The sequence below is a fragment of the Microcoleus sp. PH2017_09_SFU_O_A genome, from assembly GCF_020738625.1.
GTDB lineage: Bacteria > Cyanobacteriota > Cyanobacteriia > Cyanobacteriales > Microcoleaceae > Microcoleus.
Genome location: NZ_JAEQCF010000012.1, coordinates 23148 through 36334 on the forward strand (window position 1 = coordinate 23148; position 13187 = coordinate 36334).

The window sequence follows — 13187 nt, forward strand, 5'->3', positions numbered from 1 at the left end:
GACGATGACACTAATCAGTTTCTGAATTTTGACTCAAAAGAAACGAAGCCTAATCTTGATTCCTGAGAGACTCTTGACAAGGGAGTGAAAATATGAAATACATTACACAGGAGGAGAGAGGGACGATCGCACAAATTCTCCAGTAATTTGCCCCGCCTGATGCCTCCTAAACAATTCAGCCACGGGGGGAATGCTCCTACTATCTGTTTGCCGATAAAATTAAATTGGTATAATACTAAATCCGGGTTACTCACCCCCTTTTTTAGTTCGCGAGCTAATTTCTCCCCATTCCCCGATCTCGCCCTCTCCCCATCTTCAAAAATCAAGGGGTTTTTAACCCGGATTTGGTATAGCCTCCCGTCAGCAGTCGCTACAACAGAATCCGACTTCGACTGCTGCTGCGATCGCACTACCTCAATTAATTCCTCACTCACCACAGTCTCCACTTTCTGCACTGCAACTGAAACTACCGTCTCACCTGCGATCGCTTCAACTGCTGCATTCCCTTGGGACATTTCCCCAATTGCCGATTCCGTTGCTGTCGGTGGAACAGATTTATCCGTATCCGCCCTCTCCTCTCCGATAAAATATCCCCTCAATACCTCTCGCAAAATCTTCCGCGCCTGGGAAATCCGCTTGCAGACATTCTGGTAGGAAATCTCTTGCTGTTGGGCAATCTCTTGATGAGAAAGTTCCCCATAAAAGTGCAGGATAAACGTCTCGCGCAGCCTAATCGATAAGTTATCAATTGCACGGCGAATCACAATCTTTTGCTCGTGGGCCTCCAATGCCATTTCTGGCGTATGCTCAAAGGAAACCAGTCCTTGTTTCTGTGGAATCGCTTCTATATCCTCAACTCGATTCGCACCCCGACTGCGTTCTCTATAAATATCCATGCAGAGGTTATGAGTCAGTTTTGTCAACCAAGCCTTAAAATTAGCAATTTCGCCCGCTGCATACTTTTGCACCTTTTCCCAAGCTTTCAGCATCGCCCGACTAAGTGCATCTTCAGCATCAATAAAGTTCCCACCCATCCACTTGATACAGCAACGGTAAAGAGAGTTTCGATACTGTTGCCATTGCTGCCAAAAAGTTGTGATTAGATCTAACGAGCAATCGCGCTGCTTTGAAATCGTAAATGATTGAGAACAGGATGTCATTTCTAATACCTAAAGTTAGTAAAAGCTTCGCAATAATTCAACTGCCTGACAGTTTTTGCCCAGGACAATCGGAGCCTTTCTACTGAGGAAAGACAGAGCGATGAGTCACAATTATTCTGGTTGTAAGCTTCAAGTGTTCTTTGAGTATGCGGTTAGTCGTCACCACCGCGATCGTTCCATCAAAGCTGCTTAACACCAGGGTTTAGTAAAGCACCCTAAATATTCGGTAAAACTACACGCTAAATTTTCATAGGCCGGATGTAGAAGCAGTTTTACCTGCTTTACCCGATCGCAGTTTAATTCAGGCTTACCAATAATATTGGCTAGCCAGACAGTATCATTTTGCACTGCCGAGACCGATCGCACCACTCAAATTTAGCTATTTAAGATCGCAACTTAAGATTTGCGATCGGCAATTAACCAAACTCCCCCGGAGCTAGGGTTTGGCGCATTTGTAAGTTTTTCTATCTAACTGCTAAGTTGCTTAACTTGATAAAATTTTTATAATCTTGGGAAATCAATCATCATCACATGATAGTGTTACAAGCTCAACACAAAGAAAAAGATAAGCGCCAACGCGGTGTAATCCTTACCCTACAAGGATTAGAGAAATTAGAGGCAGCCAAAACAAAGGCAGAATTCGAGCAAAATAGCGGGAATCGGTATACTTTGGAACAAATAAGCGATCGCACGCGGTTAGCTGTGAATACTGTGATGAAAATATACACTCGCGAAGCTGGTGTCGATCGCAACACGCTAAAAAGGTGCTTCAGCGCTTTTAGTCTGATTCTGGAGCCCAGTGATTATGCCAGGGTGTTTCCTCAGAGTGACGGGGTTAAAGCATCCCATACCCCGCCCAAACCAGAAAAAGACATAGAGTTGGAATTACCATTAGGCCAAGTTCCCCTGGATTCGTCTTTTTATGTGGAGCGTCAGCCAATTGAATCTCAGTGTTACAAGACAATTTTGCAACCGGGAGCGCTAATCCGCATCCAAGCTCCCAGGCGGATGGGGAAAACCTCCCTCATGGCAAGGATTCTAGAGAAAGCTGCCGAGCAAGGCTATCAAACGATTGCGATAAATTTTCAGTTAGCAGATAGAGAAATCGTCCTAGATTTAGATAAATTCTTGCGGTGGTTTTGTGCCAACGTCGGTTTGGGTTTGCAACTGGAAAATCAGATGGCGGAATATTGGGATGAACTTTTTGGCAGTCAGCTTAGTTGCAAGATGTATTTTGAGGAGTATCTGCTGGCTGCAACAGATAAGCCTATAGTTTTAGCTTTAGACGATATCGATCGCTTGTTTCCCTATTCCCACCTGGCGAGCGACTTTTTCGGGCTTTTGCGAAGTTGGCACGAGGAAGCAAAGAATCGGGAAATTTGGCGAAAACTGCGGTTAGTCGTAGTGCACTCGGCTGAGATATATATTCCGCTGAGTGCGAATAGATCGCCGTTTAATGTCGGGCTACCGATCGGACTGCCACCATTCAATAGCGAGCAAGTACAGAATTTAGCCAAACGGCAAGGACTGGATTTGTCTGCTGAAAATGCTAAACAACTGGTGGCTTTGGTAAACGGAAATCCCTATTTAATACGATTAGCTCTTTATCATATTGGGCTCGGAGATGTGACTCCCGAGCAAGTGCTGCAAACCTCTGGTATTGCAGCGGGAATTTATAGCGATCGCTTACAACGAGAATTGTGGAACCTACAACAGGAGCCTGAATTGCTAGCAGCCTTTGTGCGAGTGGTGAAAAGCAGTATACCTGTAGAGTTGGGTTTAGTGGAGGCCTCTAAGTTGGAAGGTATGGGGTTGGTAAATTTACAAGGCAATCTGGCGGCGGTGAGTTGCCAGTTGTATTGGGAGTATTTTGGCTATCGATTCAGTAGCATTGGAGGAGGTTGCGTTTGAAAACGGGTTCTTTAACTGTTGTTGGTACCGGGATTCAATTGGTTGGTCATCTGACCTTAGCTGCAAAGGCGTCGATCGAGCAAGCCGACAAGGTTTTGTTCGCTGTAGCTGACCCGATTACTGGAAAATGGCTGCATACACTCAACGCCACGGCCCAAGCCCTGCCTTACAATACCGACAATCAGCGGCGCAGAGAGACATATCGGGAGATGGTCGATCGCATTTTGGCTGAAGTTCGTCAGGGATTGAATGTGTGTGCTGTTTTTTACGGTCATCCGGGCGTTTTTGCTGACCCCACCCATGCAGCGATTAAACAGGCGCGTCGTGAAGGTTTTAGGGCGCAAATGTTACCGGGAATTTCAGCGGAAGATTGCTTGTTTGCTGACTTGGGTCTTGACCCAGGGCGCAACGGATGTCAAAGTTTTGAAGCCACTGACTTTCTGATTCGGCAGCGTAAATTTGACCCAACCAGTGCTTTAATTTTGTGGCAGATTGCGACGATCGGCAATCTGGGTTTTTATCGGGAAGAAAGCCAACTGCGCGGCCTAACGGTGTTAGCTGAAGTGTTAGAAACATACTATGGTTCTGAACACGAAATAATTGTTTACGAAGCAGCAGTTTATTATCCGGTTTGCGAGCCAGTTATCCAGCATATTCCTCTGTCTAAACTGGCAGGAATTCGCGTTACTTTAGTTTCGACACTTTACGTTCCGCCTCAAGCGCCAGCACCTGTAAACAGTGAAATGATGGCACGGTTGGGGTTGACAGTTGACAGTTGACAGTTGACATTTGGTAGGGGCGAAGCGAAGCGGAGGGGGGGCCCCCGTGCCTGCCCTGATAGTTGATAGTTCTCAGCTATCAGAAAATATTGCTACAGTTAGTAGATGTGTTTGATCGATGAAGGTTTATTCGATCGCTCATATTTGTAGCAACATTTTATGAAGTTGGTAGTGCTTAATTTGCCAATAAACTAACAATAAACTAACAAAGAATACATTTTTGTGCGCTCTCTCGCTCGGGCAGGAAAAAATTTATTTTTATTAACTGTGCGCGAGAATCAAAAAAATGTGATAAGTTATTTTCATAACTTATTGTTATGAAAATATAGACAAAAAACCATGTCAAAAAACTTATGTAATGGAGAGAAATATGGCTCCCACACGCTCTAACGATCGCGAAACTTTAGATGACATCAACCCATCGCTCGAACAAAACCCTGAGGATGCTAAGGCTTGGGCTCACCGCGGTGAAAATCGCCGACTGGCAGGACATTTTGCAGCAGCGCTAGAGGATTTTAATCGATCGATCGAGTTGCAGGCTGACAGTGCTTGGGCGATCGCGCACCGAGGTGAAACTTATTATCTGATGAAACGCTATGAGGAGGCTCTAGCAGATTTCAACCGCGCCATCGAACTGAACCCAGATTATAATTGGGCGATCGCGCATCGAGGCGTAACTTACCGCTTTCTGGGAGAAGCATACTACACAAAGGCACTGACCGATCTGGATCGGGCGATCGAGCATCAATCGGATTACGTTTGGGCGCTGGCTTATCGCTGCCGCATCTATGAATTGATGAAGTGCTACAAGCAATCGCTGATTGATTTCGATCGAACAGTCGCCTTTGACAAAACCATTTTTGGTGGGAAAAATTGGCTGATTGAGAAAGGATTAATCTTTTGCTATGACGGCCAATATTCTGAGGCGATCGCCTGTTGCGAACAAAGGTTGCTAGAGGTTGCTGACGATACTACAGCTTTGTACTGTATCGCAATATCTAAGGCGCGCTGGCAGGGATTGGAGGCGGCAAAAAGCGAAATCGATCGAACGCGAACGGCTTTGCTTGCTCAATGGGAAACTGGCGATCGGGGAGATATTCTGTACCGACTCTGTGGCTTAGAAATTTTGGAAGGTAACTGCGAACCAGCATGGCAGTATTTGCAGGAAGCTATTCCGATTAATGATGAAGCCATTGAGTTAGTCGGCCACGATCCGGCTTGGTTGGAGTGGCGGGATCACCCGAAAACTCTGGCATTGCTCGCAAGTTAAGTGTTTGCAAAAACCGAAATTTTGCAGCAAAGTCGATAACCTGTAAGGGCTGGTTCGCCAAGGAATTTAAACGTAGCGAACAGGTTAAATAAACCCGCCCTCTCCCACGAATAACCCCTTATTTAGTTCAGTAAGTAACATTTCAGGAGGATTTTATGCAGATGAACGAACGAGCTCGGGCGAATGCTCAAAGAGGAGAAACTTTTCGGTTGTCAGGGGCTTATGACGAGGCGATCGAGATTTTTAAACAACTCCTAGAAAAAGCTCCAAACGATGCTTGGGTTAATGCTCATCTAGGAGCAACTTACTGCCAGTTGATGGATTATGGGAAAGCAGAAGAGTGCTTAAAGAAGGCGATCGGCAAGAGCAAGAATTATTTCTGGGCTCACGCACAGCTAGGTGAAACCTATCGTCTCTGGGCACTTGCAGAGAACAGGCGAAAGAAATACATTGACTCGGCGATCGAACATTTTCAAAAAGCGCTTGATGGTAAAGAACCAGCAGATAGCACCTACGAGTGGGCATTAGCTCACTTGGGAGCAACTTATCGGCTGAATATAACGAGCGGTATCATTCAATTACTTAATGAGTTGGTAACTCCGGCATTAAGTCAAGGAAAATTGTCAGGACTGGATGTCATACAACAAAACAAAGACACGGCCCTACAATACCTTAACAGAGCGCTCGAACTTATGCCTACATATGCTTGGGCGTGGGGGATGCGATCGACCGTTTACAGGTTGGCTCAAGAATACAAAGATTCATTCTGCGATTTGGAAGTTGAGACTGTAGTAGCTCCGAATTTTGAGATTCTGCAAAACTCTTCTTTTCCCGTTCCCTTCTTAGAAAGCAGCAGGGTAAATCTTTACGAACACGCATTTCTGTTTTTTTATTTGACCAAGCAAACAGAAGACCCACATGAGAAACAAAAATGTTACCTGAGGGCGATTGCTTTTCTCCAACAAGCTTTGATTCTGCGTCCTGGTGATTTAATAGCTAAGCTAATTCTCACCATAGTTGACACAAAACAAAAGCAGGAAAAACAGGATGGGCAGGCATTAACACCAGATGAGATTGAAAAACTTCAAAGAAAATTGGATCGATTTTTTGAAGATCTAGAGGAGGATTTTTGGCAAATCTGTAAAAAGGTGTTGCGGAATCAAATGAACGTTCCGGAACCGTCAGTTACAATCGAGAAGTTGCAATCGATATATAACCAAGCCGAGGAGGGACATAAATTAAAAAAGCTGATTTTGGAAGATGTGATAAACAACCAGAAATCAGGTGTGAGAGAAAATTCGCAATTATGGCTGTGGAAAAACGTTGCACAGATCCAGATGTGTACCTACGTTCTGTTCTTACTTAGTGAATTAAGCCACATTCTCGGAAAAGACAGTAATATCGGTACGGCAAGGCCTTATCGAGAGCTGGCATTGACTATCGCTCCTTACGTCTTTATAGAAAGGCTTTACCAAACTCCAGTGTTCTCAGATGCAGACAGAAAAAGCATAGTTAAAGAGTTGAACGATGGCATAGGATTCAACCTTAAGGAAACCGCCCTGCCCAAATGGGGGGACTAGAAGTAACTCAAAGTCCCCCAACAATCAGGGGGATTTAGGGGGATCTAGTTTGTATGTTGGGTTAAGCGTAGCAAAACCAACAAATTCACGAAAAATGTTGGGTTTCGTTCCTCAACCCAACCTACAATTTAAGTTTCGTTTTTCACTATCTAAGATTAGGAGAACATCCCATGAGTAACCTATTGGATTTATTAACTGATTTAGCGCTTGACACCAAGAAACAAAGTGCTTTCATGGATAACCCCAGTTCCTTCACGGACGGGGTGGGTTTACCTGAAGCAGAAAAAACCGCAATAATGAGCGGTGAAAACGCTAAAATCACCGCACTCTTTGCAGGGGAACGAGTTCCGCTTGCCATTACTGCTTTCGATCCCGGACCAGATCCCTTGCCAGATCCAGATCCCTTTCCTCCTTCTCCATCGCAAGACCCCGAACCCGACTCTAACTCGGACTTGAACTAAAATGCGATCTTGAGGTCAAATCGCTCATACAGCAGATTGCAGGTTGATGATGTAGGCCCGTCTATCGAACAATCCTCGCAAGGACACGGCAGTGCCGTGTCCCTACCTGCGTTCTCTGCGTGCATCACTTACATGAAAAGTGCTGTAATTTTCTACAATTGGAAAAGTGGATTGATATTTCACAAACTCAAACCGCACTTGTTGCGGTTTTTTTATCATAAAAACATACAAACACCTAACTTATGCAGAATGTTTACCAAATTACTGAAAAACTGCACGAGAGCAGTAACTCGCTAGTCTATCGGGGATACCGGCAAGCAGACAATCGGCCTGTTATCCTCAAAATGCTCAAACAAGCCTATCCTTCACCGGAACAAATTGCCGGGTTCAAGCGAGAGTATGAAGTAACCCAAAACATTAACTTACCGGGAGTAATCGATGTTTACAGCTTGCAACACCTAGACAATCAGTGGGTAATTGCGTTAGAAGATTTCGGCGGCGAATCCCTGAATAGGACGATAGCTAAGCAGCAATTTACAATTGCTGAATTTCTCCACCTGGCAATTGAGATTGTTGGCATTCTCGGTCAGGTTCACCAGCAGCATATCGTTCACAAGGATATTAACCCTTCAAATATTATTTTCGAGCGGGAAACAGGCAAGCTGAAGCTAATTGATTTTGGAATTTCAACAACCCTGTCGCGAGAAAATCCAACCTTTCGCAACCCGAACGTGTTAGAAGGAACGCTGGCTTATATCTCGCCAGAACAAACAGGTCGCATGAATCGATCGATCGATTACCGCACTGATTTTTACTCGCTGGGGATAACCTTTTATGAATTACTAACGGGACAGTTACCCTTCCCTACAAATGATGTTTTGGAATTAGTGCACTGTCATATTGCCAAACAACCTCTCCCACCACACGAACTCCAACCAGAAGTTCCACCAATTATTTCGACCATCGTGTTGAAATTAATGGCAAAAAATGCTGAGGAACGCTACTTGTCAGCATATAATATCGAGGCAGATTTACAAGAATGTCTCAGGCAGTGGCAGACTAAAGAGCAAATCGACCCTTTCCCGATCGAGCGGCACAATATTTCGGATCGATTTCAAATTTCGCAAAAACTGTACGGGCGAGAGCGGGAAATTTCTGCCCTATTAGCCGCCTTCGATCGAGTCAGCGAAGGAGCCAGGGAAATGATGCTGGTTTCGGGATATTCCGGGATTGGAAAAACAGTATTAATCCAGGAAATCTATAAGCCGCTGACTCGCCAACACGGCTATTTTATTGCTGGTAAGTTTGACCAGTTTCAACGAGATACTCCCTACGCATCCTTAATTCAAGCATTTCGTTCATTAGTACGGCAGTTACTCACAGAAAGTGACGCGCAAATTAGCCAGTGGCGGGAGAAGTTACAAGGGTCATTAGGGGAAATTGGCGGGGCAATCGTGGAAGTTATTCCTGAAGTAGAACTCATTATTGGTTCGCAACCACCCCTACCAGAATTGCCACCAGCAGAACAGAGGAAGCGCTTTAATCTGGTTTTTCAAAAATTTATTAATATATTCACTCAGCCCGAACATCCGCTAGTAATTTTCTTAGATGACTTGCAGTGGGCAGATCTAGCATCGCTGGAATTAATTCAACTGCTGATGACACTAGCAGAAAATAAATATCTATTTCTCATGGGCGCATATCGCGATAATGAAGTAACTGAGGCGCATCCACTCACTCAAATTTTGGAAAAAATTGCCAAAGCCAAAGTAACAACAGTTAATAAAATATTGCTGGCACCTTTATCCTTGACCGATATTACGCAACTTTTAATCGATACGCTGTTTGCAGACTCAAAAAATGCTAAACCGCTTGCCAAATTGCTCCTGCAAAAAACTGGTGGCAATCCGTTTTTTATCAATGAATTCTTAAAATTCCTGCATTCTGAAGCATGGTTGCATTTTAACTACCAAGCTCAGAAATGGCAGTGGGACTTAAAACAAATCAAAGCGCAATCCCTGACAGATAACGTTTTAGATCTGACTGTAAAAAATGTCCAAAAACTCCCGACAGCCACTCAAGCAGTATTAAAATTAGCAGCTTGCGTGGGGAATCAGTTTGATTTGCAAACGCTGGCAATTATCTATGAAAAATCTCTCCAAGCAACAGCAACAGATTTACGATCGGCACTGCAATCAGACCTCATCCTGCCCCTCAGCCGTGCCTATCAGTTGGCGGAATTTGAGGTAGCAGGTTTGTCCGAGGGGTTAGTTGCAGAATACAAATTTGCCCACGATCGCATTCAACAAGCAGTTTACTCTCTCATTTCCGAAGCAGACAGACAGTCAGTACACCTGCGTGCGGGCAGGTTGTTACTCCAAAATTCACCATCTGAAGCATTGGCACAGAAGCTATTTGAGATTGTCAATCAGTTGAACAAAGGCCGCGCCCTAATAGCTCGACAAACAGAGCGATACCAGTTAGCTAGATTTAATTTACAGGCAGGTAAAAAAGCCAAATCTTCAACGGCCAGCCAAGCAGCTTTCAATTACCTTCAGACAGGCTTAATTTTGTTAAATAAAAAGAGTTGGTCGCAGCAGTACAACCTTACCTTAGATTTGTATTTGGAAACAGCAGAAGTAGCTTATACAATTGCCAACTACGATGAAATGGAGCGCTTAGCTGAGGTAGTTTTGCAAAAAGCCAAAACCCTGTTAGACAAAGTAAAAGTCTATGAAGTCAAGATGCAAGCTTATTGCGCCCAAATTAAATTTTTAGAGGCGATCGACATTGGGCTAGAGGTTCTGAAATTACTTGGAGTAGAATTACCGAAACAACCGAACCAATCCGATCTGACACGAGAGATGGAGCAGATAAAATCTGACTTAGCAGGCAGGCAAATCCAGGAACTAATCGACTTACCGCAAATGACCGCTCCGTATAAAGTAGCAGCTATGCGGATTATGAACTATTTATTTGGTCCTGCGTTCATAGCAATCAATCAACTGAGCTTGCTAAATTGGTGTCGGCAGGTGAATTTATCGATTCAGCACGGTAATTCTGCTGGCTCTGCTTTTCCATATGTAGGTTACGGAATGCTCCTCTGCTGCTCGGGAGAGTTTGACGCTGGCTATCAGTTCGGTCAACTTGCTTTGCAGTTACTAGAACGATTCAAAGATAGAATATTTAAAGCAAGAATTTCTGTGGTGTATCAGGGCTATATCAGGCATTGGCGTGAACCTCTCAGAGATACATCTTCTTTTTGCATGGAAGCTTATCACAGTGGGATAGAAACTGGAGATCTTGAATATGCTGCTAGTGCTAGAAGTCTCTATGCCTATTCTTTGTACCTCAGCGGTGCAGAGTTGAGCGATGCCAAGAAAGAGATGGCGAAAGTTCTTGAAGTTACTTATCAAACTCAGCAGGAAGCGTACCTTCATTGGACTCAAATCTATATGCAGGCAATCCTGAACTTGATGGGACAAGCAGACAATCCGTGCCGTTTGATTGGTGAAGTATACGATGAAGAAAAGATGATACCATTTCATCTATCAGGTGGCGATCGAACTGCACTCATGCACGCTTATTCACATAAAGTTATCCTCTGTTATATTTTCGAGGAATTTCAGCAAGCTGTTGAGAATGCAGACAGCTTTGAAGAATACTCAGCTAATGCAGGTTCCTCGTTTATTCTCCCTGCTGTCTGTTTGTATGATATGTTAGCGCGACTGGCGCTTTATCCTAATTCCTCAGAGACGGAAAGAGAAGAAATCCTGACAAAGGTTGCTGCCAAACAAGAAAAAATGGACACATGGGCAAAGCAGGCCCCCATGAATTACCTGCACAAATTTTATCTAGTCGAAGCGGAACTCGCGCGCGTATTAGGCAACGATAAAGATGCCAGAGAATATTACGACAAAGCCATCATCCTAGCCCGCGAAAACGAATATCTCAACGAAGAAGCCCTCGCCTACGAATTGGCTGGCAGGTTTTATTTAGCCAGAAATCAAAATCATATTGCCCGTCACTACTTGCAAGATGCCCACTACGCCTATCAGCGCTGGGGGGCTATGGCTAAGGTAAAAGATTTGGAAGCGCGATACCCGCAGTTTTTAGCACTCCAGTCGATCGATTCAACTCGAACAGATGCCCGAGACAATCAGCAAGATCGGGTTACAACAGGTAACAAATCGGGCGAAGTGCTGGATTTTGCCGCCATATTGAAAGCATCCCAAGCTATCTCCGGCGAAATCGTCCTCAAACAATTGTTAAACCAGGTGATGCAAACTGCGATCGCAAATGCAGGTGCCCAAACAGGTTTTCTCATCCTGGATCGAGGCGGGAATTGGGTTATAGAAGCAGCAGCAGCAGTAGAGGGCGATCGCACAATTCTGCAATCCATTCCGGTAGATGCCGTCGAACCCGCAACCGGAATTCCCCTGCTATCAACCGCCATAGTTAACTACGTCGCTCGCAGCCGCGAAAATGTAGTATTAAATAATGCTGCCGCCGAAGGACAATTTACCCGCGATACTTACATAACCGCCACTAAACCCAAATCAATCCTCTGCATTCCCCTGCTCGATCGAGGCAAACTAACTGCCATTTTATACTTAGAAAATAATCTGGCGATCGGCGCATTTACCCCCCAACGAGTCGAAACTTTAAAAATCATTGCTTCTCAAGCCGCCATCTCCATTGAAAATGCAAATCTTTACGAACAATTAGAAGATTACAACCAAACTTTGGAGAAAAAAGTAGAAGAACGCACCCAAGAATTGTCGCACACCCTAGAAATTCTCAAAGCAACTCAAGCCGAATTAGTAATAGAAAATGCGCTGCTGAGGAGTGCGGAAGAACCGCCTAATTTCGATTACCAAGTTGGCGGCAGTTTGCCAATGGATGCACCTACATATGTAGTGCGATCGGCCGACAGACACCTATACAAAGCTTTAAAGTTGGGCCAGCTTTGTTACATCCTGAATGTCCGACAAATGGGCAAATCCAGCTTGCGAGTACAAATTATGAAAAAGCTGCAAGCAGAAGGCTTTGCTTGTACCGCGATCGATATTTCTGTAATTAGCAGTCCTCAGAGCACTTTAGATCAGTGGTACGCAGGCTTTGCCTACCTTTTAGTTAGTGGTTTGCATCTGTTAAATAAAGTCAATATCCGTACTTGGTGGCGCGAACGCGAATTATTATCGCCCGTCCAACGTTTGTCAGAATTTATCAATGAAGTATTGTTAGCCAATATTTCTGAAAGAATTATTATTTTCATAGATGAGATAGATAGCGTCCTCGATCTTCAGTTTGACAACAGTGTATTTTTTAGCCTCATCCGAACTTTCTATAACAAACGTGCTGATAGTTCTGACTATCAGCGTCTGAATTTTGTCTTGTTAGGCGTGGCTACTCCTTCTCAATTAATTCAAGATAGAAAATCTACTCCCTTTAATGTGGGTCAAGCAATTCAACTCAAAGGTTTTCAAGCGCATGAAGCTCAACCCTTACTGCAAGGATTAACGAAACGAGTGACAAATCCGCAAACGCTACTTACAGAAGTAATCGCCTGGACAGCCGGACAGCCTTTTCTCACCCAAAAAGTCTGCAAACTGATTTGCACTTCTGACTCTCCTATTCCCACTAACAATGAAGCAACTTATGTGGAGGAGTTGGTGCGATCGCACATCATAGAAAATTGGGAATCGCAAGATCAACCAGAGCATTTGAAGACAATTCGCGATCGTCTATTGCAAGATAAACAGCGTGCTGTTGAACTGCTAAAACTTTACCGAAAAATTTTACATCAAAGACAGGTTGTGGCTGTTGATAGTCCAGTAGAAACGGAATTGCTGATGTCGGGTTTAGTAGTCAAGCGAGAGGGTTATCTCCAAGTGAATAACCGTATTTATGAATTGGTATTTGACGAACGTTGGGTAGAAGGGATAGATCGGGTGCATCTGGTTTTTGAAGAGGGCGAAGCATGACCGCATATAAGTTATTAGTTATAATCCCATATTTTCTGC

Annotated in this window: 7 protein-coding genes; 6 read left to right on the forward strand and 1 reads right to left on the reverse strand. The window is 44.2% G+C overall.

The window, feature by feature from the left end; all coding sequences use genetic code 11:
* Positions 1 to 14: 14 nt before the first annotated feature.
* Positions 15 to 1160: a sigma-70 family RNA polymerase sigma factor gene (locus JGK16_RS07330; protein WP_293190066.1), complete on the reverse strand. Its 1146-nt coding sequence runs from the start codon at positions 1158 to 1160 to the stop codon at positions 15 to 17.
* Positions 1161 to 1691: 531 nt separating this feature from the next.
* Between JGK16_RS07330 and JGK16_RS07335 the strand changes: the two genes are divergently transcribed.
* The 6 genes from JGK16_RS07335 (at position 1692) to JGK16_RS07360 (ending at position 13148) form a co-directional block, all read left to right on the forward strand.
* Entirely contained in the window at positions 1692 to 3071 is a 1380-nt protein-coding gene (locus JGK16_RS07335) for an AAA-like domain-containing protein (protein WP_293190068.1), read from the forward strand.
* Positions 3068 to 3850 carry an SAM-dependent methyltransferase gene (locus JGK16_RS07340; protein ID WP_293176817.1) on the forward strand — a complete coding sequence of 261 codons (783 nt, stop codon included), beginning with the start codon at positions 3068 to 3070 and terminating at the stop codon, positions 3848 to 3850. Before JGK16_RS07335 ends, JGK16_RS07340 begins: the two co-directional genes overlap by 4 nt.
* A gap of 370 nt (positions 3851 to 4220) precedes the next feature.
* Positions 4221 to 5120, forward strand: a complete 900-nt coding sequence (locus JGK16_RS07345) for a tetratricopeptide repeat protein (RefSeq protein ID WP_293176815.1) — start codon at positions 4221 to 4223, stop codon at positions 5118 to 5120.
* Positions 5121 to 5275: 155 nt separating this feature from the next.
* Positions 5276 to 6700: a tetratricopeptide repeat protein gene (locus JGK16_RS07350; protein ID WP_293202916.1), complete on the forward strand. Its 1425-nt coding sequence runs from the start codon at positions 5276 to 5278 to the stop codon at positions 6698 to 6700.
* 170 nt (positions 6701 to 6870) lie between these two features.
* Positions 6871 to 7161 (forward strand): hypothetical protein, encoded by a 291-nt coding sequence (locus JGK16_RS07355; protein ID WP_293176811.1) that lies wholly within the window; start codon positions 6871 to 6873, stop codon positions 7159 to 7161.
* Positions 7162 to 7403: 242 nt separating this feature from the next.
* Positions 7404 to 13148, forward strand: a complete 5745-nt coding sequence (locus JGK16_RS07360) for an AAA family ATPase (protein ID WP_293190070.1) — start codon at positions 7404 to 7406, stop codon at positions 13146 to 13148.
* Positions 13149 to 13187 lie beyond the last annotated feature (39 nt).

Excerpts from the sequence above, each read along its gene's own strand:
- JGK16_RS07330 (WP_293190066.1), bottom strand. The coding sequence starts at position 1,160 with ATGACATCCTGTTCTCAATCATTTACGATTTCAAAGCAGCGCGATTGC.
- JGK16_RS07335 (WP_293190068.1), top strand. The coding sequence starts at position 1,692 with ATGATAGTGTTACAAGCTCAACACAAAGAAAAAGATAAGCGCCAACGC.
- JGK16_RS07345 (WP_293176815.1), top strand. The coding sequence starts at position 4,221 with ATGGCTCCCACACGCTCTAACGATCGCGAAACTTTAGATGACATCAAC.
- JGK16_RS07350 (WP_293202916.1), top strand. The coding sequence starts at position 5,276 with ATGCAGATGAACGAACGAGCTCGGGCGAATGCTCAAAGAGGAGAAACT.
- JGK16_RS07355 (WP_293176811.1), top strand. The coding sequence starts at position 6,871 with ATGAGTAACCTATTGGATTTATTAACTGATTTAGCGCTTGACACCAAG.
- JGK16_RS07360 (WP_293190070.1), top strand. The coding sequence starts at position 7,404 with ATGCAGAATGTTTACCAAATTACTGAAAAACTGCACGAGAGCAGTAAC.